This window comes from Massilia sp. Root418 (genome assembly GCF_001425265.1).
GTDB lineage: Bacteria > Pseudomonadota > Gammaproteobacteria > Burkholderiales > Burkholderiaceae_D > Rugamonas.
In genome coordinates this window covers 808,244-832,818 of sequence record NZ_LMEC01000020.1, presented here as the reverse complement: position 1 = coordinate 832,818, position 24,575 = coordinate 808,244, and the positions used below count along the sequence as shown (strand labels likewise).

Here is a 24,575-nt window from a genome sequence, read left to right as displayed (position 1 = left end):
ACCGGAACCCATGAAAAACACCTTCTCTGCTGGTAGTAAAACGCTGTCCGCGCTGATGCTGAGCGCGGGCGTCCTGTTTGCCCCCGCCATGGCCGGCCTGGCGCCGCTGGCGCAAGCCGCCGCGCCCACGGTGGCCGGCCTGCCCGACTTTGCCGACATGGTGGACAAGGTGGGGCCGGCGGTGGTCAACATCCGCACCACCGAGCGCCTCAAGCTGAACCAGGGCCGTGGCGGCCAGCCCGGCGAAGAGGAAATGCAGGAATTCCTGCGCCGCTTCTTCGGCGGCGCCGTCCCGACGCCGCGCCAGCCAGGCCAGACCCCGCGTGGCCGCCGCGGCACGCCGCAGCAGGAAGACCAGGAAGTGCAGCGCGGCGTCGGTTCCGGCTTCATCACCTCGGCCGACGGCTACGTGCTCACCAACGCCCACGTGGTGGACGGCGCGGACGAAGTCTACGTCACGCTGACCGACAAGCGCGAATTCAAGGCCAAGGTGCTGGGCGCGGACGCCCGCACCGACGTGGCGGTACTGAAAATCGAAGGCAGCAAGCTGCCCTACCTGACCATCGGCGACTCCAGCAAGATCCGCGTGGGCGAATGGGTGGTGGCCATCGGCTCGCCGTTCAACTTGGAAAACACCGTCACCGCCGGCATCATTTCCGCCAAATCGCGCGACACCGGCGAGTACCTGGCCCTGATCCAGAGCGACGTGGCGGTCAATCCCGGCAACTCGGGCGGCCCGCTGATCAATATGCGCGGCGAGGTGATCGGCATCAATTCCCAGATCGCGACCCTGTCCGGCGGCTACAATGGCATTTCCTTTGCCGTGCCGATCGACGAAGCCATGCGTGTGGCCGACCAGCTGAAGAAAACCGGAAAGGTCACGCGCGGCCGCATCGGCGTGCAGATCGGCCAGCTGACCAAGGAAGTGGCCGAATCGCTGGGCCTGAAGGAAGCGCAGGGCGCCGAAGTGACCATGGTGGAGCCGGGCGGTCCGGCCGAGAAGGGCGGCATCAAGGCCGGCGACATCATCCTGAAGTTCAACGGCAACCCGATCAACCGCTCGTCCGACCTGCCGCGCATGGTGGGTGGCACCGCGCTGGGCAGCAAAGCCGTGGTGACCGTGTGGCGCAAGGGCCAGCAGGTGGACATCCCGGTCACGGTGGTGGAACTGGAAGCGGACAAGACCGCCGCCAAGGCCAGCCCGGCCGAGAAAAAGAAGAAAGCCGATGAGCCCGCCAACGCGCTCGGCTTCAAGGTGGCCGACCTGACCACCGCGCAGAAGAAGGAGCTGGCCGTGGAGGGCGGGGTGATGGTGGAAGCCGCCGAAGGCGCCGCCGCCAACGCCGGCCTGCGCGAGGGCGACGTGCTGCTGCAGATCAACAATGTCGAGATCAAGGACGCCAAGCAGTTCAACGCCGTGGTGGCCAAGCTCGATCCGAAGCGCGCACACGTGGTGCTGGTGCGGCGCGGCGACGTGGCGCAGTTCATCTCGCTGCGTCCAACCGCCAAGTAAGCGTGTGTGCCGGCGGGTTACGCGCTGCGCGCTAACCCGCCCTACGGCCAGCAAGTGACGGCACCGTAGGGCGGGTTAGGCGCAGCCGTAACCCGCCGGGCGCCGGCACAACATCATGCATTTCACCCTCTACTCCCGCTCCTACTGCCACCTGTGCCAGGACATGCTGGACGCCCTGAACGCCCTGCAAACGCCCGAACGCCCGTTCACTGTCGAGGTCATCGACGTCGATGCCGACGAGGCCCTGGTGGCCCGTTTCGACGAGCTGGTGCCCGTGCTGTACGCCGATCTGGACCAGCCCGAACTGTGCCACTACTTCCTCGACGAAAGCGCCGTGAAAACCGCTTTGGCATAAAACCGGGCTTTCCCCTCTGAAATCCGGTAAAATGCGGGGTCGGAAAGCTCTTGTTTCCTTGCAGTGATAGTAACAAAAGCGCTCGCCAGGGCATCCTTGCCCCGCCTGGAGCGCTTTTTTTCTCGCCACGTCCCACCACGTTTTTAGATTTGTTTAATGAACAACATACGCAATTTCTCCATCATCGCCCACATCGACCACGGTAAATCCACCCTGGCCGACCGCATTATTCAATTGTGCGGCGGCCTGTCCGAGCGCGAGATGGAGGCGCAAGTGCTCGATTCGATGGATCTGGAGCGCGAGCGCGGCATCACCATCAAGGCGCAAACCGCCGCCCTGCAGTACAAGGCCCGCGACGGCCAGGTCTACAACCTGAACCTGATCGACACCCCCGGCCACGTGGACTTCTCCTATGAAGTGAGCCGCTCGCTGTCGGCCTGCGAAGGCGCGCTGCTGGTGGTGGACGCGTCCCAGGGCGTGGAAGCCCAGACCGTGGCCAACTGCTACACCGCCCTGGACCTGGGCGTGGAAGTGGTGCCCGTGCTGAACAAGATCGACCTGCCGAATGCCGACCCGCCGAGCGCCATCGCCGAGATCGAAGACGTGATCGGCATCGAAGCCGGCGACGCCGTGCATTGCTCGGCCAAGACCGGCCTGGGCGTGGACGACGTGCTGGAAGCCATCATCGCCAAGGTGCCGCCGCCGAAGGGCGACCCGGACGCGCCGCTGCAGGCGCTGATCGTGGACTCGTGGTACGACGCCTACGTGGGCGTGGTGATGCTGGTGCGCGTGGTGAACGGTACCCTGAAACCGAAGGACAAGATCAAGCTGATGGCCACCGAGTCCGTGCAGCTGGTGGAGGACGTGGGCGTGTTCGCGCCGCGTTCGCTGTCGCTGCCGCAGCTGTCGGCCGGCCAGGTGGGCTTCATCATCGCCGGCATCAAGGAACTGAAGGCCGCCAAGGTGGGCGACACCATCACCCTGGTCAACAAGCCGGCCCCGGCGCCGCTGCCCGGCTTCAAGGAAGTGCAGCCGCAGGTGTTCGCCGGCCTGTTCCCGGTGGAAGCGAATCAGTACGACGCGCTGCGCGACGCGCTGGAAAAACTCAAGCTGAACGACGCCGCACTGATGTACGAGCCGGAAGTGTCGCAGGCGCTGGGCTTCGGCTTCCGCTGCGGCTTCCTGGGCCTGCTGCACATGGAAATCGTGCAGGAGCGCCTGGAGCGCGAATTCGACCAGGACCTGATCACCACCGCGCCCACCGTGGTGTACGAAGTGGTGATGCGCGATAACAGCATCGTCAAGGTGGACAACCCGTCGCGCATGCCGGAAACCACCAAGATCAACGAAATCCGCGAGCCCATCGTCACGGTCAACCTGTACATGCCGCAAGAGTACGTCGGCTCGGTGATCACGCTGTGCATCGGCAAACGCGGCGTGCAGCTGGACATGAGCTACCACGGCCGCCAGGTGAAACTGGTGTATGAAATGCCGATGGGCGAGATCGTGCTCGACTTCTTCGACAAGCTGAAATCCACCTCGCGCGGCTACGCGTCCATGGACTACGAGTTCAAGGAATACCGCGCCTCCGACGTGGTGAAAGTGGACATGCTGATTAACGGCGAGAAGGTCGACGCGCTAGCCATCATCGTGCACCGTTCCAACAGCGCCTACCGCGGCCGCCAGGTGGCTGCCAAGATGCGCGAACTGATCCCGCGCCAGATGTTCGACGTAGCCATCCAGGCCGCCATCGGCGTGAACGTGATTTCGCGTGAAAACGTGAAGGCGCTGCGCAAGAACGTGCTGGCCAAGTGCTACGGCGGCGACATCAGCCGCAAGAAGAAACTGCTGGAGAAGCAGAAAGCCGGTAAAAAACGCATGAAGCAGGTGGGCTCGGTGGAAATTCCACAAGAAGCATTCCTGGCAATCTTACAAGTGGACGATAAATGAACCTGCAAGCTGTGCTGAGCAACTTCGCCTTGATCCTGTTCATCCTGATGGTGGTGACGGGCGTTATCTGGTTTCTGGATGTGTTCTACCTGGCCAGGCAGCGCCGCGCTGCCGCCGACCGCGCCCTGGCCGAGTACGACTCGCGCGCGGCCAAGCTGACTGCCGACGGCATCAAGATCGACAACGCGTCCAACCGCGCCGAGATCGAAGCTGCCCACCTGCGCCAGCCCACCTGGATCGAGTACTCGGGCAGCTTCTTCCCGGTGATCGCCCTGGTGTTCTTCCTGCGTTCCTTCCTGTACGAGCCGTTCAAGATTCCGTCCTCGTCCATGGTGCCGACCCTGCTGGTGGGCGATCTGATCCTGGTAAACAAGTTCACCTACGGCGTGCGCCTGCCCATCATCAACAAGAAAATCATCGAGCTGAACAATCCGCAGCGCGGCGACGTGATGGTGTTCAAATACCCGCGCGACATGAGCCAGGACTACATCAAACGGGTGGTGGGCGTGCCGGGTGATAAAATCACCTATGAAAACAAGAAGTTGACGGTGAACGGCAAGGCGATCGAGTACGTGGCGCTGGACGACTACCTGAACGAAGACAGCCTGCAATACTCCAAGCAGGCCAAGGAAAACCTGAGCGGCGTCGAGCACCGCATCATCGCCACCGAAGGCGCGCCGTCGGTGAACGTGGCCCAGGTGATGGATTTCCCGAACAGCGAAGCGTGCAGCTACCGTTCCGAAGGCTTTACCTGCGTAGTGCCGGCTGGCAATTACTTCATGATGGGCGACAACCGCGACAACAGCCTGGACAGCCGCTACTGGGGCTTCGTGCCGGACAAAAACATCGTCGGCAAGGCCTTCTTTGTCTGGATGAACCTGAGCAATCCGGTAAAACGCATCGGCAGTATCCAATAATTCGACAGACACGAGGGGTAGACATGCAAGGACTGCAGAAACAACGCGGCATTTCCCTGATCGGCCTGATTTTCACGATCGCCGTGCTGGCCGCCATCGGCCTGCTGGCCATGCAAATCGTCCCCACGTACTCGGAATACCGCGCCATTTCGGCCGCCATCGTGAAAGCCAAGGGCGCGGGCAGCACGCCGCAGGAAATCCAGAGTTCCTTCAGCAAGAGCGCCGAAGTGGGCTACATCAGCTCCATCACCGCGCGCGACCTGGTGATCACCCGCGAAGACGGCGGCCTGGAAGTGAGCTTTGCTTACGATAAGAAAATCCCCCTGGTCGGACCGGCCAGCCTGTTGCTGGAATACGCCGGCACCACGTCGAAATCGGGCGCCGCGCCGGCCAAGCCCGACGCCGACGGTAAATAAGCTAGAGAGTCTATGAATTTACAGTTATTGCAAACACGGTTAGGTTACACGTTCCAGGATGCTGGCCTGTTGCAGCAAGCCTTGACGCACCGTAGCCACAGCAGTTTGCATAACGAACGCCTGGAATTCCTGGGCGACTCCATCCTGAACTGCGTGGTGGCGTCCATCCTGTACGAACGCTACAGCGGCATCGACGAGGGCGACCTGTCGCGCCTGCGCGCCAACCTGGTCAAGCAGCAGTCGCTGTACGAGATCGCGCAAAAGCTGGAACTGTCCAACTTCCTGCGCCTGGGCGAGGGCGAACTGAAATCGGGCGGCTTCCGCCGTCCCTCCATCCTGGCCGACACGCTCGAAGCGCTGCTGGGCGCCATTTTCCTGGACACCAGCTTCGACGCGGCCGCCAAGGTGATCCGCGCCTTCTACATCCCCATCCTCGATTCGGTGGACCCGCAAACCCTGGGCAAGGACGCCAAGACCCTGCTGCAGGAATTCCTGCAAGCGAAGAAGATCTCGCTGCCGCTGTACAATGTGGTAGCCACCCACGGCGCCGCGCACAGCCAGGAATTCGAAATCGAATGCCTGGTGCCCAAGCTGGGCATCCAGGTGTACGGCCGCGGCGGCAGCCGCCGCGCCGGCGAGCAGGCGGCGGCCAAGCTGGCGCTGGAAGTGGCCGAGCAGGCGCTGCAGAAAACGCCGGCCGCGACCCGCAAGCCGCGCCAGCGCGCGGCACAGCTGAAACTCGCCGGCATCGCCACCATCCAGGGCGACGCAGGGCAGGAACAGAATCACGAGCAGAACGCCCCCAAGGGCAAAGCCGCTGGCGATGGCAAGCTCGCCAAACACTGAACAAGGTAACACCATGAACACCCCCAGCACCACCACTGCCGCCGGCTTCCGCTGCGGTTACATCGCCATCGTGGGCCGTCCCAACGTGGGCAAGTCCACGCTGATGAACATGCTCATCGGCGCGAAAGTCAGCATCACCTCGCGCAAGGCGCAAACCACGCGCCACCGCATCACCGGCATCCAGACCCTGGACGACGCGCAGTTCATCTACATCGACACGCCCGGTTTCCAGACGCGCCACTCGAACGCGCTGAACAAGACGCTGAACAAGACCGTCACCAACACGCTCGATTCCTCGGACGTGATCCTGTACGTGATCGAAGCGAACAACTTCGGCCCCGCCGACCAGCAGGTGCTGGACCTGCTGCCGAAGACCGTGCCGGTGATCCTGGTGATCAACAAGGCCGACCGCGCCAAGGACAAGGCCGTGCTGCTGCCGTTCGCGCAGCAGGTGGCCGCCAAGCACGACTTCGCGGCCGTGGTGCCGGTGTCGGCCAAGCTGCGCTTCCAGCTGGACGGCCTGCAGAACGAGATCAAGCGCCTGCTGCCGGAAAACGACCCGATCTTCGGGCCGGACGACATCACCGACCGCAGCGAAAAATTCCTGGCCTCGGAAATCGTGCGCGAGAAGCTGTTCCGCTTTGTCGGCGACGAGCTGCCTTACACCAGCACCGTGCTGATCGAGAAATTCGAGCAGGAAGGCAATCTGCGCCGCATCTTCGCCGCCATCCTGGTCGAGCGCGACACGCACAAGTCCATGATCATCGGTAACAAGGGCGCGCGCCTGAAGGAAGTGTCCTCGCAAGCGCGGCTGGACATGGAAAAGCTGTTCGGCGGCCCCGTGTACCTGGAAATCTGGGTCAAAGTGAAATCCGGCTGGGCCGACAACGAAGCCGGCCTGCGCGCCTACGGCTACGAGTAAGCCGCGAGCACGCGCCCAGGGCTGCCCACTGCAATGTCCGATGCCGTCACCGCCGAGCCGGTAAAACGCCCGCGCGCACCGTCGCGCGAGCGCACCACCGGCACGCGCGTGGCGGGGCAGCCGGCCTTCGTGCTGCACAGCTATCCCTACAAAGAAACCAGCCTCATCGTCGACTTGCTGACGCGCGACTACGGCCGCGTGGCCCTGGTCGCCAAAGGCGCCAAGCGTCCGCACTCGCAGCTGCGCGGCGTGCTGCAAACCTTCCAGCCCCTGTCCGCCGGCTTCGTCGGCAAGAACGAACTGCGCACCCTGACGGACGCCGAATGGGTGGGCGGCATGCTGCCGCTGGAAAAAACCGCGCTGCTGTGCGGCTTCTACCTCAACGAGCTGCTGGTGAAACTGCTCGCGCGCGACGACGCCCATCCCGCCTTGTTCGACCATTATGTCGCCACCCTGAACCAGCTGGCGCATAATGAACCCGCGCCCATCTGCTTGCGAAAATTCGAACGGGCCTTACTTAAGGAAACGGGCGTGGCCGCCGACCTCACGCGCTGCACCGCCACCCGCGCGCGCGTGCTGCCGGACGTGGCCTACGTGGTGGACCCGGAGCGCGGCCCGCGCCCCGAGCAGGCCGGCGACACCGCGCCGCGCGTGTCCGGCAAGACGCTGCTGGACATGGAGCGCGAAGATTATCAAGACGCCGCCACGCAGGCGCAAAGCAAACAACTGATGCGCTTTTTGCTGGCGCACCACCTGGGGGGCGCGCCGCTGAATACGCGCCAGATATTGATCGACTTGATGCAACTATAACCATGAGCTTCCTGTACCCGTCCGGCCCGGTCATCGACCTGGGCATCAACATCGACCACGTGGCCACCTTGCGCAACGCGCGCGGCACCGCCTACCCGGACCCGATCCGCGCCGCGCTGCTGGCCGAACAGGCCGGCGCCGACTGCATCACGCTGCACCTGCGCGAAGACCGCCGCCACATCAAGGACGCCGACGTGATCGCGCTGGCGCCGCAGCTGATCACCCGCATGAACCTGGAAGCGGCCGTCACCAAGGAGATGCTGGACTTCGCCTGCCAGATCAAGCCGGCCGACGTCTGCCTGGTGCCCGAAAAGCGCACCGAAGTGACAACCGAAGGCGGCCTGGATGTGGTGGGCCACTTCAGCGACGTGCAAGCCGCCGTCAAGCAGCTGCAGGCCGAAGGCATCCGCGTATCCCTGTTCATCGACGCCGACGAGCAGCAGATCTCCGCCGCCGCTGAAGCCGGCGCGCCCGTCATCGAACTGCACACCGGCCGCTATGCGGACACTGAAGGCGCCGAGCAGGCCGCCGAGCTGGAACGCATCAAGGCCGGCACCCGCTTCGGCGTGCAGCGCGGCCTGAAGGTCAATGCCGGCCACGGCCTGCACTACACCAACGTGCAGGCCATCGCCGCCATCCCCGATATCGCGGAACTCAACATCGGCCACGCTGTCGTGGCCCACGCCGTCTTCGTCGGCTGGGAAAACGCCGTGCGCGAGATGAAGGCCATCATGACGTCAACGCGTGTCGCTGCGGCGGCAGCACAGTTCAGCGCAAAATGATCTTCGGCATCGGCACCGACATCTGCCAGATCGGCCGCGTGGCCGACGCGCTCGCGCGCAGCGAACGCTTTGCCGACAAGGTGCTGGGGCCGCAGGAGCTGGAGATCTACCGCGCGCGCAAGGCCGTCAGCCCGGTGCGCGCGCACCGTTTCGTGGCCACGCGCTTCGCCGCCAAGGAAGCCTTCGGCAAAGCCATCGGCACCGGCGTGGCCACGCCCATGACCTTGCACAATGCCCAGCTGCTCAACGAGGCGAACGGCAAGCCGGTGATGGTGTGCACGGGTACGCTGGCCGAATTCATGCAGCAGAACCGCCTGTCGTCGCACGTGACGGTGAGCGACGAGGCGGATTACGCCGTCGCCTTCGTTGTGGTGGAGCAGGCGCCGTAACCGAAGCAGAGCAATGACAGACGCACCGAAAACCGAGACTCCCGATCCGCGCGACCAGGTGCTGGCCACCGTCGCCAAGCTGCCCGGCCTGCCGGGCGTGTACCGCTACTTCGACGCCAGCGACAATGTGCTCTACGTGGGCAAGGCGCGCGACCTGAAAAAGCGCGTGTCGAGCTACTTCCAGAAAAACCTGGCCAGCCCGCGCATCGCCATGATGGTCGAGCGCATCGCGCGCCTGGAAACCACGGTCACGCACAGCGAGGCCGAAGCGCTGATCCTTGAGAACAACCTGATCAAGGCCCTGCAGCCGCGCTTCAACATCCTGTTCCGCGACGACAAAAGCTATCCCTACCTGAAGATCACCGGCGACGCCGTGCCGCGCATGGTCTACTACCGGGGCTCGGTGGACAAGAAGAACCAGTACTTCGGGCCTTTCCCCAGCGCCTGGGCGGTGAAGGAATCCATGCAGATCCTGCAGAAGGTGTTCCACCTGCGCACCTGCGAGGACAGCGTATACGCCAACCGCACGCGCCCCTGCCTGCTGAATCAGATCGGCCGCTGCAGCGCGCCTTGCGTGGACCTCATCACGTCCGAAGAATACAAGGTGGACGTGGACAACGCCGCGCGCTTCCTGCGCGGCCGCACCACCGAAGTGATGGAAGACCTGGAGAAGAAGATGCACGGCTACGCGGCCGAGCTGAAGTTCGAGCAGGCCGCCGGCGTGCGCAACCAGATCCAGTCGCTGAGCAAGGTGCTGCACCAGCAAAGCATGGAAACCACCGGCGACGCCGACGTGGACATCATCGCCGTGATCGTGCAGGGCGGGCGCGCCTGCGTCAACCTGGCCATGGTACGCGGCGGCCGCCACCTGGGCGACCGCGCTTACTTCCCATCCCACCTGGGCGACGCGGTGGCGGTGGCGGAAGCGGCGCCCGAAGTGGAAGTGCTGAGCGCCTTCCTGGTGCAGCACTACACCGAGAAATTCATCCCCGGCACGCTGATCCTGAACATCGAATACGACCAGCCGGAACTGATGGTGGCGCTGCAGGAGCAGTGCGGCCACCGCATCAACCTGATCTTCCAGCCGCAGGGCCAGCGCCGGCAGTGGCTGGAGCTGGCGCAGAAGGGCGCCGAGATCTCGCTGGCGCGCCTGCTGTCCGAGCAGGGCTCGCAGCAGTCGCGCACGCGCGCGCTGGCCGAAGCCCTCAGCCTGGAGTCGGAAGACCTGGAGGCGCTGCGCGTGGAGTGCTTCGACATCTCGCACACACAGGGCGAAGCCACCCAGGCCTCGTGCGTGGTATTTCACCACCACCAGATGCAGAACGGCGAATACCGCCGCTACAACATCAACGACATCACCCCGGGCGACGATTACGCCGCCATGCGCCAGGTGCTGATGCGCCGCTACGAGAAAGTGGCCAACGGCGACGGCGTGATGCCGGACGTGGTGCTGATCGACGGCGGCAAGGGCCAGGTCGAGATGGCGCGCCAGGTCTTCTCCGAGCTGGGCCTGGACATCAGCCTGATCGTGGGCGTGGCCAAAGGGGAGGGCCGCCGCGTCGGCCTGGAGACGCTGGTGTTCGTGGACGGCCGCGCGCCGCAGGAGCTGGGCAAGGAATCGGCCGCGCTGATGCTGGTGGCGCAGATCCGCGACGAGGCGCACCGCTTCGCCATCACCGGCATGCGCGCCAAGCGCGCCAAGACGCGCCAGACCTCGCGCCTGGAAGAGATCGAGGGCATCGGCGTGAAGCGGCGCCAGAAGCTGCTGGCGCGCTTTGGCGGCCTGCGCGGCGTGGTTAACGCCAGCGTGGAGGATTTGATGTCGGTGGATGGCATTTCCAGCGCCCTGGCCGAAGAAATCTACAAACAGCTGCACTAAGGGCATGCGTTCGCTGGTGCTAAGCCCGGCGGCAGGTTAGACTAGCGGCGCATTCATAATAATTAACTCGCCACAGAGCTGCTGTCACATATGCCCTTCAATATCCCGATTTTGCTGACCTGGTTGCGCGTTGCGCTGATCCCGCTGGTGGTAGGCGTGTACTACCTGCCGCCGGCCTGGCTCCCGGTCAGCGACCGCAACCTGGGCGCCACGCTGGTGTTCATCATCGCCGCCGTCACCGACTGGTTCGACGGCTTCCTGGCCCGCCGCTGGAACCAGACCTCGGCCTTCGGCGCCTTCCTCGACCCGGTGGCCGACAAGCTGATGGTGGCCGGCGCGTTGCTGGTGCTGGTGCAGCTGGACCGCTGCAACGCCATCATCGCCTTCATCATCATCGGCCGCGAGATCACCATCTCCGCGCTGCGCGAATGGATGGCGCAGATTGGCGCATCGAAATCGGTGGCGGTGAACTCCATCGGCAAGATCAAGACTGCGGCCCAGATGACCGCCATTCCGCTGCTGCTGTTCCACGACATCCTGTTCGGCGCCGTCGACACCCATTTCTGGGGAGAGAAGCTGCTGTGGGTGGCGGCCGTGCTCACGGTCTGGTCCATGTTCTACTACCTGCAGAAGGCCTGGCCGCTGATCAAGGAAAAGAGCGGCATGCTGGAAATGAAATAAATCATTTAGTTTTGCAAGTTTTCACTCTTGACAGTCCGCTCCCATGCTCTATAATGCTGGCCTGTTGTTGATAACAACGCGCAGCAAAAAGCGAAGCGGGAGTAGCTCAGTTGGTAGAGCGCAACCTTGCCAAGGTTGAGGTCGAGAGTTCGAGACTCTTCTCCCGCTCCAGTTTGCAGTGCGAGAATGTTTCTGCGATAATGCGGTTCCTAACGCGGGAGTAGCTCAGTTGGTAGAGCGCAACCTTGCCAAGGTTGAGGTCGAGAGTTCGAGACTCTTCTCCCGCTCCAGTCTTGTGTGGCACGAGGTTGGCGCGTTAAGGACAGCAAAAATGTAAGACTCCATGCGGGAGTAGCTCAGTTGGTAGAGCGCAACCTTGCCAAGGTTGAGGTCGAGAGTTCGAGACTCTTCTCCCGCTCCAGGTTTTACAAGATGGTATCAAAACTCCAATGCGGGAGTAGCTCAGTTGGTAGAGCGCAACCTTGCCAAGGTTGAGGTCGAGAGTTCGAGACTCTTCTCCCGCTCCACGGTTTTGCAGTAGTTTTCAGTATCACACTCCAATGCGGGAGTAGCTCAGTTGGTAGAGCGCAACCTTGCCAAGGTTGAGGTCGAGAGTTCGAGACTCTTCTCCCGCTCCAGAATTCGAATGGCAGAGATTAACCGGCTGCCGTTTCAGACAAGTCTCCCTCGGCGAGGTAGCAAAGCGGTTATGCAGCGGCCTGCAAAGCCGTCTAGGTCGGTTCGACTCCGATCCTCGCCTCCAGAATCAATGAAGAAATCGCCGCTAGCCGGCGATTTTTCATTTCCGGTTCGATATTGCAACATAGCGAAAAAGACCATGGGCCACAACATCAAATCCATCAAGGAAGCCTGCGCCCTGGCGCTGCGGGTCTGGCGCGACGCGTCGCCCTTCTTCTTCAGCATCGAGCTGTGGCTGATGGTGCTGGTGGCCGTGGCCAGCGTGAGCGGCGTCTTCCTGGCCTTCATGGGCGACCCGCTCAGCATCCTCGCCTTCGGCTTCGCCATCGCCTACGTCGGCACGCGCGCCGTGCTGCACGCCAGGCGCATTCTCAGCTGGCCATTCATCTAATATCAAGCGCCGCCGAGGGGACTCGGTGAGGCCCTCAATGTAGCGCGGTTTGCCTGTCCAGAATCCGGTCGCCCGTTTTTTAGCGCCAAGCAGGTGGCCGCTTCCCGGGTGATGCCGGTCCGGACGGGCATGTGGTCGGCGGGAAAGGGAATTGACAGCCGGTTGTTCGGGAATCGCAATACTTGGTTCGGATTGTCAAAGGTGTTTGGCGTGCAGTAGACTCGATGAAGTTTTACCACCAAACAGACGGAGCACTTGTGTCGCGCAGTAAGGAACCATCCGCCAGTTCTCCCGTCCGCATCCTCCTGGTTGACGACCACCCGATGATCCTGGCGGGACTGGCCGACACCATCGCCGGCCATCCCGACCTGTGCGTGGTGGGCGAGCTTGATGACGGCGCCGGCGTGGCCGAGGCCTACCAGGCCTTGCGGCCGGACCTCGTCATCATGGATATCGCCATGCCGGGGCTGGATGGTTTGCGGGCGCTGGAAGCGTTGCGGCGGCTGCACGGCGAGGCGCGCGTCATCATGCTGACGACGCTGCGCGGCGACCACCAGATGCGGCGCGCGCTCGAACTCGGCGCGGCCGGCTTCCTGATGAAACATGCCTTACGCAAGGACTTGATCGACGCGGTGCGCGCGGTGCATGCCGGCCAGCGCTGGATACCCGCCGACGTGGCCTGCGCGCTTGCCGAACGGCTGGGGCAGCCCAACTTGAGCGAGCGGGAAGTGGCGGTGCTTGCCAGCGCGGCGGCCGGCAACGGCAACAAGCAGATCGGCGTACACCTGGGCATAGCCGAAGACACGGTCAAGGCCCACATCCGCGCCATCCTCGCCAAGCTGGACGCGCGCGACCGCACACATGCAGTGGCGATCGCGGTCAAACGCGGCATCATTTCGCTGTAAGCACGGCGCCCGGGGCGCCGCGCCGGCGTCCTGATCAGCTTTTGATGAACGCCAGCAGGTCGTTGTTGACCCGGTCCTTGTGGGTGTCGGTCAGGCCGTGCGGTGCGCCTGGATAGACCAGCAGCTTGGCGTGCTTGACGATGGCGGCGGCGGCGCGCCCGGAAGCGTCGATCGGCACGATCTGGTCGTCGTCGCCGTGGATGATCAGCGTCGGCTTGTCGAATTTGCGCAGGTCGTCGCGGAAGTCCGTTTCCGAGAAAGCCTTGATCGAATCGTAGGTGTTCTTGTGGCCGGCCATCATGCCCTGCATCCACCAGCCGTCGATCAAGCCCTGCGAAACCTTGGCGCCGCTGCGGTTGAAACCGAAGAACGGACCTGCCGCGATATCCTTGTACAACTGCGAACGGTTAGCGGTCGAGCCGGCGCGGATGCCGTCGAACACTTCCATTGGCAGGCCGCCAGGATTGGTGGCCGTCTTGAGCATCAGCGGCGGCACAGCCGACACCAGCACCAGCCCGGCGACGCGCTTGGTGCCGTGGCGGCCGACATAGCGCGCCACTTCGCCGCCGCCGGTGGAGAACCCGACCAGCACGGCGTTCTTCAGGTCCAGCGACTCGATCACCTGGGCCAGGTCGTCGGCGTAGTGGTCCATGTCGTTGCCGTCCCAGGGCTGGGTCGAGCGGCCGTGGCCACGGCGGTCGTGCGCGATGCAGCGGTAGCCGCGATCGGCCAGGAAGATCATCTGCGACTCCCAGCTGTCCGAGTTGAGCGGCCAGCCGTGGCTGAAGACCACTGGTTGGCCGTTTTTCGGGCCCCAGTCCTTGTAGTACAGCGCGACGCCATCGCGCGTGGTCAGCGTGCCGGCCTGGCGGACCGGTTTGGCCGGGGTGGCCGGCGCTGCGGCGGACGCGCTCAGCGACACGCCGGCTGCTGCCGCACCAGCTGCCGCAGTTGCGGCGCTCATCAGCACATTGCGCCGGCGCTGGTCCGTATTCGTATGGTTGGTCATGCTTTCCTCTCTTCGGGTATCAATGATAGGCATGTGTCCACATGCCAGCCATAGTTTGCCGGGGAGCGGCGCCGCCGTCATCGTCACGAAGAGCGCAAGACCGGTAGCTCTTTCGAGCTATTCGCCGCTACGCCGCTTCTTCCGCGCGGGGCCGGCGGCGCTGGCGCAGGCGCGCAAACAGGGCCTGCGACCTGCCGCCGGGGTAGGCATGTTCGGCCAGGATCTCCAGGCGCATCGCCGTGCCCTGGCCGGGCGCCGAGACCAGCTCGTAGCGCGCGCCGACTGCCTTGGCGCGCTCGCACATGCCGACAATGCCGAAGTGCCGGGGGCGTCCGCCGGCACGCGACAACTCCGCAGGCATGCCGCAGCCGTCGTCGCGCACCAGCACGGAAAGCCCGTCGCGGCGGTAGTCGATGACCAGCTCCACCATGTCCGCGTTGGCGTGGCGCGACGCGTTGAACAGGGCTTCGCGCGCGATGGCCTGCACTTCTTCGCGCAGCCTTGGGCACAGGGCGCGCGGCTGGCCCTGGATACTGGCCGTGAAGCGCTTCTGCAGCAGCACCTCGCCATACTGCGCGAGCACCTGGCCCAGTTCCCCCGGCTCGCCGGCGGTACGCAGGTCCGAAATGCAGTCGCGGCCCTCGGCCAGCAACTCGTCGGCCAGGTCCAGGGTTTGTTCCAGCTTGTCGCGCTCATCGGCGCTGATCGGCAGGCTGCGCGCCTGCTGATGGAACAGCATGATGAGACCCTGCACGCTTTGCAGCAGGGTGTCATGCAGGCCGCGCGCAATGCGCTCGCGCTCGGCCAGGCGGGTCTGCATGCGCTCGTGCAAACGCGCGGTGATGTGCCGCACCCTCAGCCAGTACAGTGCGCCCAGCAGGCCGGCCAGCAGCAGCGCCATCAAGGCGATGAACCACCCCGTCTCGACGAACCGGGGCGGCAAGGCCAGCTCCAGCGCCGCGCCGTGCTCGTTCCACACGCCGTCCTCGTTGGCGGCGCTCACGCGGAAGGTGTAGGTGCCGGGTTTGAGATTGGTGTACACCGCTTCGCGGCGCGTGCCTGCTTCCTGCCAGCGGTCGTCGAAACCATCGAGCTTGTAGCGGAACCGCACCCGTTCGGGGATCGCCAGGCTGAGCGCAGTGTAGGCGATGCGCAGATCGCGCTGCCCGATCGGCAGGCGCAGGCCCTGGGCGGGCTTGTACGTAGTGTCGCCGGAGCGCAGCGACAGGATCTGGACCGGCGGGGCCAGCGGGTTGCGGGTGATCCCGGCAGGATCGATACTGGCCACGTTGCTGGCGGTGACGAACCACAGCCTGCCGTCGGTGCTTTGCGTTATGGAGGGCAGGGGACGCATCTGCTCGGCGCTGCCAACCAGGCCGTCCAGGGCATCGAACTGTTCGTAGGCGAGCAGGTGGCCGGGCTGGCGCAACAGGCGGTCTATCTCGCCGGCAGGGACGCGGCTGATGCCGTTTGATCCGTGCAGCCACAAGTCGCCTGTCCGCGTGCGCACCAGGCCGGAAATACCGCGCAACGGCTGCTGGCCGGCCACGGATACGCTATGCCACCGCTGGCCGTCGAACCATGCCAGCCCGTCCTGGCCGCCGGCCCAGACGTGCTGGCCGTCCTCAAGCAGCGATAGCACATTGCCCAGCCCGAGGCCGTCGGCCGCGCCGAACACACGAACCTTGCGCCCGTCGATAACGGCGATCCGGTTGCCGAGGTAGGTGGCCCAGACGCGCCCCGTGCGGTCGGTCGCCAGCGCCAGGGCCAGCGTGTCGGGCAGCCCCGGCAAGCCGTCGTCCTTGCGCCAGACCCCGTCCTCGATGACGAACAGCCCCTTGCGCGAGATGGAGATCCACATGCGCCCTTTGCCGTCTGTCGTCATGGCTTGCGTGTCGGTGCCGGCCAGGTGCGGCGGGTGGGGCAGGCGGGTGAGTACGCCGGACGGGCTGCGGTGCCAGCGCTCGGCGGCGTTGGCCATCCACAGGCTGCCGTCGGGCGCCCGGTAGGCGGCGGTGAAATCCATGGGCCCCAGTATCTCGCGCGGGCCGCCCGCGTCGTAGCGCCGCAGCGGGTGGCGCCAGTCGCTGATGATGACGCTGCCCTTGTCGTCGGCGATGATGCCGGGGTGGTCGAACGCTGTTTCAACCGGCACGGCGCGCAGGCGCACGCGCCTCACCCTGTCCAGCCCTGCCGAGGTGCCTATCCACAGGTTGCCTTCGCGGTCTTCGAATGCCGTTTGCGGCAGCGGGCCGCTCATGCCGTTCTCCCTGCGCAGTTGCCGCGTGTCCGCAGCGCTGCCGACGTAGGGTGGTGCACGCCGCTCCAGCGCATCCACCGTCAGCACCCACATATTCCCATCGCGGTCGAACAGCGCGCCGTTTCCGCCCAGTTCAGCGCGCGGCGCCGGGTTGCCCGGCGGTGCGGCGGCCAGCACCCGGTAGTGCTTGTTGACGCCGTCCGAGCCCCACAAGGTGCCGTCCGGCGCCTCCGCCATTGCCATCAGGTCGATATGCGGCCACGCCCGCCGGTATTGCGTCTGCCCCGGATCGCGGAAGTAGATCCCGCCCGAGACCGACACCCACTGCCGGCCGTTGCGGGCAAACAGGACCTGGCGTGCCAGGGTTTCCGGCAGGCCTGCGTTTTTGCCGACAGTCTGGAACGCCGATGCGCCCGGAGCGAGTACGCCAAGCCCGGTGGCGGTGGCAACCCAGACGCTGCCGTCGGGACCTTCCGTCATGGTGAACACCGCCCCCTTGGGCAAGCCGTCCGCCTCGGCGAAAACGCGCACGCTGCCTTCGCCGAACACGCTGATGCCGCCAAAGCGGCCGCCAACCCACAGCCGTCCGTCCCGCGTGGTGAGCAGGCCCAGCGTGTTGGTTGAATGCAGGCGGTGCCCCTGCACCGTATCCATGCGTTCGAAGTCGACGCCGTCGAACCGGAACAGCCCGTGCGGCGAGCTGACCCAGAGCCAGCCGTCGTGGGTTTGCGTGAATTGCAGCACGTCGGCCGGGGCGCCGCGCTGGCCGTTCCATGCGGTGTGGGCGTAGTTGACTAGGGTGGGTGCGGCGGCGGCTTGGGAAAGCATCACTGCAGCCAGCGCAGGCGCAAGTGCGCACGGCAGGCGTGCAGCCGAGACTGCGGCGGCCAGGCACCGGCATGCGATTGACACTGCGATGTTCAAAAGGTTTTCCACGTCGACTAAGGATTGCCGCAATTATAACGGTGACTACCAAGAACTAAGCAGCCTGCGGCGACGAAAACCCGGGCTTGTCGAAATTCGTCACGGCCTTTGATGAATATTGCAATTGAGGCCGGATGCTGGCCTTTGTACTATCAGGATAGATGCACGCACAACCTAAAAGAAGAGAGCAATCCATGCGGAGACGTACTATTCACGTGCAGGCTTCGGCAACGGCCCTGGCCTTGATGGCGGCAGTCGCGTCCATGCTGTTGACGATGGCGGCGGCGGCGGCCGCGCCAGCAGTCGTCTTGTCTCCCGACGGGCGCGTCGTGATCCGGATCGAGGATGACGGCAGCCGCTTCGCGGTTTCGCGCGGAGGCGATGCCGTCATCGCGTCCTCGCCGCTGGGCCTGGAGCTCGACGGCGCGCCGGACCTCGAGGGGCTGGTGCTGGAGAAACGCGAGGACATCGACGTCGACCGCACCATTCCGCTGGTCGCCACCAAGGCCTCGCAGGCGCGCGACCATTATCGCGGCGCCACACTGGTGTTCCGCGAACGCGCGGGAGCCGGCCGCAGGCTGGTGATCGACGTACGCGCCTACGACGATGGCGTGGCGTTCCGCTACCGCACCGGCGGTTTCGAACCGGTCAGCCTGCGCGGCGAACGCACCGCGTTCGTGCCGGCCGGCGACGCGGAATGCCTGGTGACGCCCGCCCATCCGGCGCACGAGGAACCCTTCACGCGCCTGAAGGTCTCGCAGCTGCGCGCCGATGTGGCGTACGACGTGCCGGTGGTATGCAGCACGCCTTCCGGACGCACCGCGTACGCTATTACCCAGGCCCATCTCGCTGGCTACACCGGTGCCGCGCTGCGGCGCGAAGGAGACGCGCTGCGGGTGCGCCTGTCGGCGCCGCCGAAGCGGCCCGCGCCGGCCTTCGTGTCGCCGGCAGGCCTGACCACGGCTTGGCGCGCCGTCATGCTGGGCGACCGCGCCGGCGACCTGATCGCCTCGCAGCTGGTCGGCAACCTGAATCCGCCGGCGGAGGGCGACTTCAGCTGGGTGCGGCCGGGCAAGGCGGCATGGGACTGGTGGTCGGGCCCCCTGGCCGGCATGAAGCCCGATATGGCGAGCTACAAGCGCTTCATCGATTTCGCGGCAGCCGCCGGCCTGCCGTACTACCTGATCGACGCGGGCTGGGCGTCCGGCCCCGCAGGCTGCTGCGACGCGCTGCCGGGCACCGACATCACCCGCGCGGCGGACGGCATCGACATGCCGGCACTGGTGCGCTACGCGGCAGGCAAGGGCGTGGGGCTGCTGCTGTGGGCACACTGGGAACACGTGGCGCCGCGCATGGACGAGGTGCTCGACACCTACGCCCGCTGGGGTATCAAGGGCGTGAAGGTCGACTTCATGAACCGCGACGACCAGGACGTGGTGGCCTTCTACGAGCGGATCGCGCAGGCCACGGCCAGGCGCAAGCTGCTGCTGGACCTGCACGGCGCGTATGTGCCGGCGGGCCTGCAGCGCACCTATCCGAACTTCATCACGCAGGAAGGCGTGCTGGGCGCGGAGTGGCACAAGATGAGCAACAAGGTCACGCCCCGGCATAACCTGACGCTGCCTTACACGCGCATGCTCGCCGGGCCGGTCGACTACACGCCGGGCGGCTTCCGCAACGGCACCTCGGCCACGTTCACCGTGCGCGCGGAGATGCCGATGACGCAGACCACGCGCGGCCAGGCGCTGGCGATGTACGTGGTGTACGAGAGCCCGCTGCAGATGGTGTCCGACGATCCGGACGCCTACCGCGACGCGCCCGGGTTCGACTTCATCCAGCGCGTGCCCACCGCCTGGGATGAGACGCGCTTCCTGTCCGGCGAGCCGGGGCGCGACATCGTGCTGGCGCGGCGTCAGGGCAGCAGCTGGTACGTCGGCGCGATGACGGCGGACGAGGCCCGGGGCGGCAGCGTCGAGCGCGTGGCGCTGGGCTTCCTGCCCGCCGGCCGCTTCCGCGCCACCGTGTGGGAAGACGGCGGTACGCCAAACGAGGTGCGGCGCGTGGAGCGCGAAGTGACGGCCGCCGAGGTACTGTCCTTGCGCCTGGCGCCGGCTGGCGGCGCTGCTGTCATCCTGGAGCCGGTGCGCTAAAAAAGACGGATTTACTAAGCGTTGCTAACTTCCGCTAAGGCTTGCTATAGCGCGCTATAGCTTACTAAAATTGCGCCGGGGGACGCATCTATACGCTTCTATACGCATCAATACGCTGCTACGTGCCGCTCCACCTTCTCCAGCAGCGCCTGCAGCTGTTCGACTATCGCCATGGCCTCCGCGTGTCCGCTGCCGGGTTCCAAATTCTCCAGCTGCTCGCACAAGTCGCCCATGGGGAACGCGCCGACCGTGCGCGCCGCCCCCTTGATGCGGTGGCCCAGCTCCCGCACGGCATCCACGTCGCCGCGCGCCAGCGCAGCTTCCATGTCGCGCACGCCTTCCTGCGAACTGTGCAGGAATTTGGCCGCGAATTTGCGCAGTTTCTCCACGTCGTCGCCGACCAGCATGGCCAGTACCGACAGGTCCATCACCTCCGCGCCGTCGCCGACGCTCGCCGTGGCGGTGGCCGCAGGGGCAGGGGCAAGCGCAGGGGCAAGCGCAGGGGAGGGCGGGAGAGGCTGGGGCTCGCCCGCCGGCACGCGCTGCGGCAGCCAGTTGGCGATGGTCTGGTATAGCAGCGCCGGCTGCACCGGCTTCGAGATGAAATCGTTCATGCCGGCGTCGATGCAGCGCACCCTGGCCTCGGTGGTGGCAGTGGCTGTCATCGCCAGCACCGGTATGTGGCTGAGCTGTTCGGTGGCGCGCATGCGGCGGGTGGTTTCCAGGCCATCCATGACCGGCATCTGCAAGTCCATCAGCACGCAGTCGAAATCGGTTTTGTGCAGCAGTTCCAGCGCGGCGGCGCCATTGCTGGCAAGGCAAACGGCGGCTCCCACTTCCTCCAGCATCTCTTGCGCGATCTGCTGGTTGAAGACGTTGTCCTCGACCAGCAGAATGCGGGACGTCCGCAGCGCTTCCATCATGGCCGAGGTGCGGGAACTGGCCAGCAGCGCGCCGGCGGCATCGCTGATCTGGCCGATCAGCGTGGGCAGGGAGCGGCACGATACGCCCAGCCGGGCCGTGAACCAGAACGTGCTGCCGACGCCAGGCTCGCTGTCCACGCCGACGTCGCCGCCCATCAGCTGGGCCAGTTCCTTGCAGATTGCCAGGCCCAGGCCTGTGCCGCCGTATTCCCGCGTGGTGGAGGTGTCGGCCTGCTGGAACGAGACAAACAATTTGGCCATCTCCGCCTTGGACAGCCCGATGCCCTGGTCGCTCACTTCGAAGCGCACCACGCACTCCCCGGCGTTCCCCGCCACCATGTGTGCGCGGAAGGTAATCCTGCCTTGCTCGCTGAACTTGATGGCGTTGTTGGCGTAGTTGATGAGCACCTGTTTCAGCCGCAGCGGATCGCCCACCAGCACCGGCGGCAGGCCGGGATCGAGCTCGAACACAAGCTCCAGGCCGCGCGAGGCCGCCTTCGGCGCCACCACCGTCGTCAGGGTCTGCACCACCTGGTCGAGCGAGAAGTCGATATGCTGCAGGTCCATCTTGCCGGCTTCGATCTTGGAAATGTCGAGGATGTCGTCAATCAGGCCCAGCACATGCTCGCCGGCGTAGCGGATCTTCTCCAGATAGTCGCGCTGGCGCGGATCCAGCTCGGTCTTCAGCGCCAGATAGGCCATGCCGATGACGCAGTTCAGCGGCGTGCGGATTTCATGGCTCATATTGGACAGGAACTGGCCCTTGGCCGTGCTGGCCGCCTCGGCCAGCCGCTTGGCCTGCAGCAGTTCCTCGTTCTTGGCCTCCAGCTGCTGCTCGTAGTGCCGCTCGGAGGTTACGTCGTGATAGATGGTGACGAAGCCGCTGACGGCGCCGTCCGCGCCGTAGATGGGGCGGCCGACGATGTTCAGCACGACGCCGTCGACGCTGATGCGGGTGAAGTTGTGGGGCTGGAACTGCAGGCACAGCGCTTCGCGGGCCGCGACCAGGTCCTTGATATCGCCTGGCCCATAGTCGCCGCGCGCGGCAAGAAAACGGAATACGTCTGCCATGGTCACGCCGGGGTGCATCACGTCAACCGGCAGCCCCTGCAGCTGGCAAAACGCAGGATTCCAGAACCGGATGGTCAGGTCGCTGTCGACAATGGTCACTCCGACCGGCATGTATTCCAATGCGGCGGCCAGCCTGGGGAAATTCAGGCGGATGAATTCTTCGCTGTGAAGAGTGTGAACAGTGGATTCCATATGCCGATCATCCCGCAGTGCGAAACAGGAAGGTGTCTCTGGGCCGCGCTCGCTGGCTGGCACATCAAGCAGAACTCTAACTGATCTGGCGGCTGCTGTCAGGGCGGGCCAGGATTCCTATCATCCAGCCATGCGGCGCCAGCGTCGCGTCTTGTCCCTGCCAGCCCGACGCGTATAGCGGCTGGGCGTGCGCCAGCGCCGCGCCGAACGCCAGCGTTGACGGGGACAGGTTGGCCAGCACCACGATGCGCTCGCCGCTGCTGCTGCCGCTGCGCGTGAAGCCGATGGCACCCGGCGGCAAGCCTTCCAGAAACGCCGTGGCGCCGCTGCGCAGCGCGGCGTGGCGGCGGCGCAGGCCGATCAGGGTCTGGTAATGGGCAAACAGATCGCCATCGTATGCTTTCCAGTCCAGCTGGTACGGGTCGAACAGCACCTGCCAGCCGGTCCAGCTTGGCTCGTCGAATTCCTGCCCCATCAGGATGTGGGGCACGCCGTCCATGGCAAACAGCGCGGCGGCCGCCGGGCGATGGGCGGCGCGGCCCAGGAAGGCGGACGCGCGGCCCTGTTCCTTGTCTTCCAGCCAGCGCATGCGCAAGGCGCCGCGTGGAAAGCTGTAGGTGGACTCGTTCCAATAGCGGGCGAACGCGGCGCCGTCCGCCTCGCCATGGGCGCAGCGGCGCAGCATTTCGCGCGTGCCGCCCTCGTAGGTCAGGTCGCAGGCGGCCAGGTGGTGGAATTCATCGTACGACTGGGAGATCAGGGCGATGTCGGGACGCTGGGCCGCCAGCGCCGCGCGGATCTCGTCGAGGAAATCGCAAGGCGTAATGTCGGAATCGTCGAAGCGCAGGCCATCGAAGCCGAAGTCCGCGATCCAGCGGCGCATGCTGTCGATCAGGCAGGAGCGCAGGGCGCGGGCGGTGAAGTCGAACCCGGCAAAATACTCGCGGTTGGGCACGGCGTAGTAGATGCTGCCGTCGGCGCGCTGCGTGTACCAGCGCGGATGCGTGCGGGTGAATGGATGGTCCACGCTGCTGCGGTTGAGCGTCCAGTCCATGATCACGCGCATGCCCCGCGCGTGCGCTGCGTCCACCAGCGCGCGCAGGGCGGCGGCGTTCCCCAGGGCGGGATCGATGGTATCGAAGTCGCGCACCGCGTACGGGTCGCCCAACGCACCCCGGCGGCCTTCTATGCCGATCGGGTGGAAGGGCATCAGCCACAGCACATTGGCGCCGAGCTCGTCCAGATAGGGCAGCCTGGCGCGCACGCCGTCGAAACTGCCGCCGAAGGCCGGCACGGAGAGCTGGTAGATCACGCCGTCGCGCAGCCATTCCGGGCTGGCCAGCGCAGGGCGCGCGTGCAGCGGGCCGGGCGCGCCGGCGCCCAGGCCAGGCTGGCGCATCAGCACCGCGCCCGATTCATCCACGGTCAGGCAGGAGTTGTGCTGGCCGTCTTCCGAAATCCAGGGATTGGCCGGATCGGCGATCCAGTCCGTACCATTGACGACCAGCTTGTACAGGTGCCGCCCGGCCGGTATCGGCAGCGTGGCCTGCCAGCGCGTGGGCGACACGCGTTCCAGCATGCAGGCATCGCCCGCCCAGCTGTTGAAGGTGCCCGCCAGCGCCACGCTGCGGGTGTCCGGCGCGGCATCGAAAACGAAGCGCACGCCGCTTGCAGCGGCGTGCGGCAGCAGGTCGGTGTCAGGGGGGAACTGCAAGTCCATGGTGAGTTATCCGATGTAGTTCTACTACTATTTGCCACTACGCTATACGAGAATTCACGATCTTGCAATCTTTCCCGCTCTGGAATTTCGTTCGGCGGGTTGAGCGATTTCGCAATTGCCGCTGAAATTTTGCAACGCTAGACTCATTCGAGCCTCTCCGGACTGTCCGCCAGGCCGGCACAGCACGACCCTCACAAACCTGGAGCTACACGTATGAAGAAGATGCGACTCATTGCCCTCACGGGCCTCGTGGCAAACCTGGTGGCCGGCAGCGCCGGCGCGGCCGTCCTCACCTTCGACGGCCTGGCCGAGCTTGTCGTCTACGGCAACACCGGTGCGCTGCCAGCCAATATGCACTACGACGGCAACCACCTGAGCTACCAGGAGGCGGGCTTCCAGCTGACGCTGAACGCGCCCAACGCGGCGCCGGGCGAGGCCCATATCGGCGACGGCACATTCGAGCCGCAGACCTACAACTGGCACGACGGCATGGAAAACGGTGCGGCGTCGTACGCGACCCTGACCCGCATCGGCGGCGGCCGGTTCAACCTGGCCGGCTTCGACTACTACACCGACGGCAGCGCGCTGTCGGCCGACGGCACCGTGCTCGGCTTCCTGGAAGGCGCGGGCAGCTGGGATACCGCGTTGGCCGGCATCAGCGAACTGCGCCTGGATTCGGGCTACTTCAACCAGATCGACAACATCAGCGTGGAAGCTGTGAACGGCAGCGTGCCGCTGCCTGGCACGCTGCCCTTGCTGTTGGGTGGCCTGGCCGCCGCCGTTGTGGCGCGTCGCCGCCAGCGGTAAGCGATGCACGCGGCTGCACGCTGCACCTTGCACGACGGCGACCTGGCATCGCCGCTCATTTCCC

General features: G+C 65.3%; 20 protein-coding genes and 6 tRNA genes. 22 read left to right on the top strand and 4 right to left on the bottom strand.

Annotation, left to right across the window (positions count from 1 at the left end; translation table 11 throughout):
• Positions 1 to 10 precede the first annotated feature (10 nt).
• From ASC94_RS15935 to ASC94_RS15840, 20 genes are all read left to right on the top strand, one after another.
• Entirely contained in the window at positions 11 to 1,513 is a 1,503-nt protein-coding gene (locus ASC94_RS15935) for a DegQ family serine endoprotease (RefSeq protein WP_082616576.1), read from the top strand.
• Positions 1,514 to 1,628: 115 nt separating this feature from the next.
• On the top strand, positions 1,629 to 1,868 hold the full coding sequence (locus ASC94_RS15930) for a glutaredoxin family protein (protein WP_056396651.1): 240 nt from the start codon (positions 1,629 to 1,631) through the stop codon (positions 1,866 to 1,868).
• A 156-nt stretch (positions 1,869 to 2,024) separates the two neighbouring features.
• Positions 2,025 to 3,818 (top strand): translation elongation factor 4, encoded by a 1,794-nt coding sequence (gene lepA, locus ASC94_RS15925; protein WP_056396647.1) that lies wholly within the window; start codon positions 2,025 to 2,027, stop codon positions 3,816 to 3,818.
• Positions 3,815 to 4,735: a signal peptidase I gene (lepB, locus tag ASC94_RS15920; protein WP_056396644.1), complete on the top strand. Its 921-nt coding sequence runs from the start codon at positions 3,815 to 3,817 to the stop codon at positions 4,733 to 4,735. The genes lepA and lepB overlap by 4 nt, the downstream gene beginning before the upstream one ends.
• Before the next feature lie 23 nt (positions 4,736 to 4,758).
• A complete protein-coding gene (locus tag ASC94_RS15915; RefSeq protein ID WP_056396641.1) occupies positions 4,759 to 5,151 on the top strand; it encodes a DUF4845 domain-containing protein in 393 nt (130 codons plus the stop codon).
• Between the two features lie 12 nt (positions 5,152 to 5,163).
• A complete protein-coding gene (gene rnc / locus ASC94_RS15910) occupies positions 5,164 to 5,997 on the top strand; it encodes a ribonuclease III (protein ID WP_056396638.1) in 834 nt (277 codons plus the stop codon).
• 13 nt (positions 5,998 to 6,010) lie between these two features.
• A complete protein-coding gene (gene era / locus ASC94_RS15905; RefSeq protein WP_056396634.1) occupies positions 6,011 to 6,919 on the top strand; it encodes a GTPase Era in 909 nt (302 codons plus the stop codon).
• Positions 6,920 to 6,952: 33 nt separating this feature from the next.
• Positions 6,953 to 7,729: a DNA repair protein RecO gene (recO, locus tag ASC94_RS15900; protein WP_056396631.1), complete on the top strand. Its 777-nt coding sequence runs from the start codon at positions 6,953 to 6,955 to the stop codon at positions 7,727 to 7,729.
• A 2-nt stretch (positions 7,730 to 7,731) separates the two neighbouring features.
• Entirely contained in the window at positions 7,732 to 8,511 is a 780-nt protein-coding gene (pdxJ, locus tag ASC94_RS15895; RefSeq protein ID WP_056396628.1) for a pyridoxine 5'-phosphate synthase, read from the top strand.
• The gene (gene acpS, locus ASC94_RS15890; RefSeq protein ID WP_056396625.1) at positions 8,508 to 8,900 is read left to right on the top strand and encodes a holo-ACP synthase; all 393 of its coding nucleotides are present in this window, start codon (positions 8,508 to 8,510) and stop codon (positions 8,898 to 8,900) included. The genes pdxJ and acpS overlap by 4 nt, the downstream gene beginning before the upstream one ends.
• Positions 8,901 to 8,913: 13 nt before the next feature.
• Positions 8,914 to 10,779 (top strand): excinuclease ABC subunit UvrC, encoded by a 1,866-nt coding sequence (uvrC, locus tag ASC94_RS15885; protein WP_056396621.1) that lies wholly within the window; start codon positions 8,914 to 8,916, stop codon positions 10,777 to 10,779.
• Between the two features lie 90 nt (positions 10,780 to 10,869).
• Entirely contained in the window at positions 10,870 to 11,460 is a 591-nt protein-coding gene (pgsA, locus tag ASC94_RS15880) for a CDP-diacylglycerol--glycerol-3-phosphate 3-phosphatidyltransferase (RefSeq protein WP_056396618.1), read from the top strand.
• 95 nt (positions 11,461 to 11,555) lie between these two features.
• Positions 11,556 to 11,631, top strand: a tRNA-Gly gene (locus ASC94_RS15875).
• A gap of 43 nt (positions 11,632 to 11,674) precedes the next feature.
• A tRNA-Gly gene (locus tag ASC94_RS15870) sits at positions 11,675 to 11,750 on the top strand.
• A gap of 55 nt (positions 11,751 to 11,805) precedes the next feature.
• Positions 11,806 to 11,881 (top strand) — tRNA-Gly (locus ASC94_RS15865).
• Between the two features lie 30 nt (positions 11,882 to 11,911).
• Positions 11,912 to 11,987, top strand: a tRNA-Gly gene (locus tag ASC94_RS15860).
• A 35-nt stretch (positions 11,988 to 12,022) separates the two neighbouring features.
• Positions 12,023 to 12,098, top strand: a tRNA-Gly gene (locus ASC94_RS15855).
• Positions 12,099 to 12,149: 51 nt separating this feature from the next.
• A tRNA-Cys gene (locus tag ASC94_RS15850) sits at positions 12,150 to 12,223 on the top strand.
• Positions 12,224 to 12,298: 75 nt separating this feature from the next.
• The gene (locus ASC94_RS15845; RefSeq protein ID WP_056396613.1) at positions 12,299 to 12,550 is read left to right on the top strand and encodes a hypothetical protein; all 252 of its coding nucleotides are present in this window, start codon (positions 12,299 to 12,301) and stop codon (positions 12,548 to 12,550) included.
• Positions 12,551 to 12,807: 257 nt separating this feature from the next.
• On the top strand, positions 12,808 to 13,455 hold the full coding sequence (locus ASC94_RS15840) for a response regulator transcription factor (protein WP_229417292.1): 648 nt from the start codon (positions 12,808 to 12,810) through the stop codon (positions 13,453 to 13,455).
• Between the two features lie 34 nt (positions 13,456 to 13,489).
• Here the strand turns inward: ASC94_RS15840 and ASC94_RS15835 are convergent, their stop codons facing one another.
• Positions 13,490 to 14,464, bottom strand: coding sequence for an alpha/beta fold hydrolase (locus ASC94_RS15835; RefSeq protein ID WP_056396607.1), 975 nt, complete (start codon positions 14,462 to 14,464; stop codon positions 13,490 to 13,492).
• Positions 14,465 to 14,591: 127 nt separating this feature from the next.
• On the bottom strand, positions 14,592 to 17,552 hold the full coding sequence (locus tag ASC94_RS15830; protein ID WP_056396604.1) for a sensor histidine kinase: 2,961 nt from the start codon (positions 17,550 to 17,552) through the stop codon (positions 14,592 to 14,594).
• A 290-nt stretch (positions 17,553 to 17,842) separates the two neighbouring features.
• Here ASC94_RS15830 and ASC94_RS15825 point away from each other — a divergent pair, with 290 nt between their 5' ends.
• Positions 17,843 to 19,798: a glycoside hydrolase family 97 protein gene (locus ASC94_RS15825; RefSeq protein ID WP_200955715.1), complete on the top strand. Its 1,956-nt coding sequence runs from the start codon at positions 17,843 to 17,845 to the stop codon at positions 19,796 to 19,798.
• Positions 19,799 to 19,905: 107 nt separating this feature from the next.
• On the opposite strand, the gene ASC94_RS15820 is transcribed toward ASC94_RS15825, so the two are convergent.
• Complete coding sequence (locus ASC94_RS15820) at positions 19,906 to 21,984, bottom strand: response regulator (protein ID WP_056396596.1); 2,079 nt, start codon at positions 21,982 to 21,984, stop codon at positions 19,906 to 19,908.
• A gap of 76 nt (positions 21,985 to 22,060) precedes the next feature.
• On the bottom strand, positions 22,061 to 23,704 hold the full coding sequence (locus ASC94_RS15815; protein ID WP_056396593.1) for an alpha-amylase family glycosyl hydrolase: 1,644 nt from the start codon (positions 23,702 to 23,704) through the stop codon (positions 22,061 to 22,063).
• Between the two features lie 213 nt (positions 23,705 to 23,917).
• Here ASC94_RS15815 and ASC94_RS15810 point away from each other — a divergent pair, with 213 nt between their 5' ends.
• Positions 23,918 to 24,511 (top strand): PEP-CTERM sorting domain-containing protein, encoded by a 594-nt coding sequence (locus ASC94_RS15810; RefSeq protein WP_056396590.1) that lies wholly within the window; start codon positions 23,918 to 23,920, stop codon positions 24,509 to 24,511.
• Positions 24,512 to 24,575 lie beyond the last annotated feature (64 nt).

What these genes read in the sequence shown, in the direction of transcription:
- ASC94_RS15935 (WP_082616576.1), top strand. Translation starts at nt 11, where the DNA reads ATGAAAAACACCTTCTCTGCTGGTAGTAAAACGCTGTCCGCGCTGATG.
- ASC94_RS15930 (WP_056396651.1), top strand. Translation starts at nt 1,629, where the DNA reads ATGCATTTCACCCTCTACTCCCGCTCCTACTGCCACCTGTGCCAGGAC.
- lepA (WP_056396647.1), top strand. Translation starts at nt 2,025, where the DNA reads ATGAACAACATACGCAATTTCTCCATCATCGCCCACATCGACCACGGT.
- lepB (WP_056396644.1), top strand. Translation starts at nt 3,815, where the DNA reads ATGAACCTGCAAGCTGTGCTGAGCAACTTCGCCTTGATCCTGTTCATC.
- ASC94_RS15915 (WP_056396641.1), top strand. Translation starts at nt 4,759, where the DNA reads ATGCAAGGACTGCAGAAACAACGCGGCATTTCCCTGATCGGCCTGATT.
- rnc (WP_056396638.1), top strand. Translation starts at nt 5,164, where the DNA reads ATGAATTTACAGTTATTGCAAACACGGTTAGGTTACACGTTCCAGGAT.
- era (WP_056396634.1), top strand. Translation starts at nt 6,011, where the DNA reads ATGAACACCCCCAGCACCACCACTGCCGCCGGCTTCCGCTGCGGTTAC.
- recO (WP_056396631.1), top strand. Translation starts at nt 6,953, where the DNA reads ATGTCCGATGCCGTCACCGCCGAGCCGGTAAAACGCCCGCGCGCACCG.
- pdxJ (WP_056396628.1), top strand. Translation starts at nt 7,732, where the DNA reads ATGAGCTTCCTGTACCCGTCCGGCCCGGTCATCGACCTGGGCATCAAC.
- acpS (WP_056396625.1), top strand. Translation starts at nt 8,508, where the DNA reads ATGATCTTCGGCATCGGCACCGACATCTGCCAGATCGGCCGCGTGGCC.
- uvrC (WP_056396621.1), top strand. Translation starts at nt 8,914, where the DNA reads ATGACAGACGCACCGAAAACCGAGACTCCCGATCCGCGCGACCAGGTG.
- pgsA (WP_056396618.1), top strand. Translation starts at nt 10,870, where the DNA reads ATGCCCTTCAATATCCCGATTTTGCTGACCTGGTTGCGCGTTGCGCTG.
- ASC94_RS15845 (WP_056396613.1), top strand. Translation starts at nt 12,299, where the DNA reads ATGGGCCACAACATCAAATCCATCAAGGAAGCCTGCGCCCTGGCGCTG.
- ASC94_RS15835 (WP_056396607.1), bottom strand. Translation starts at nt 14,464, where the DNA reads ATGACCAACCATACGAATACGGACCAGCGCCGGCGCAATGTGCTGATG.
- ASC94_RS15830 (WP_056396604.1), bottom strand. Translation starts at nt 17,552, where the DNA reads ATGCTTTCCCAAGCCGCCGCCGCACCCACCCTAGTCAACTACGCCCAC.
- ASC94_RS15825 (WP_200955715.1), top strand. Translation starts at nt 17,843, where the DNA reads ATGCGGAGACGTACTATTCACGTGCAGGCTTCGGCAACGGCCCTGGCC.
- ASC94_RS15820 (WP_056396596.1), bottom strand. Translation starts at nt 21,984, where the DNA reads ATGGAATCCACTGTTCACACTCTTCACAGCGAAGAATTCATCCGCCTG.
- ASC94_RS15815 (WP_056396593.1), bottom strand. Translation starts at nt 23,704, where the DNA reads ATGGACTTGCAGTTCCCCCCTGACACCGACCTGCTGCCGCACGCCGCT.
- ASC94_RS15810 (WP_056396590.1), top strand. Translation starts at nt 23,918, where the DNA reads ATGAAGAAGATGCGACTCATTGCCCTCACGGGCCTCGTGGCAAACCTG.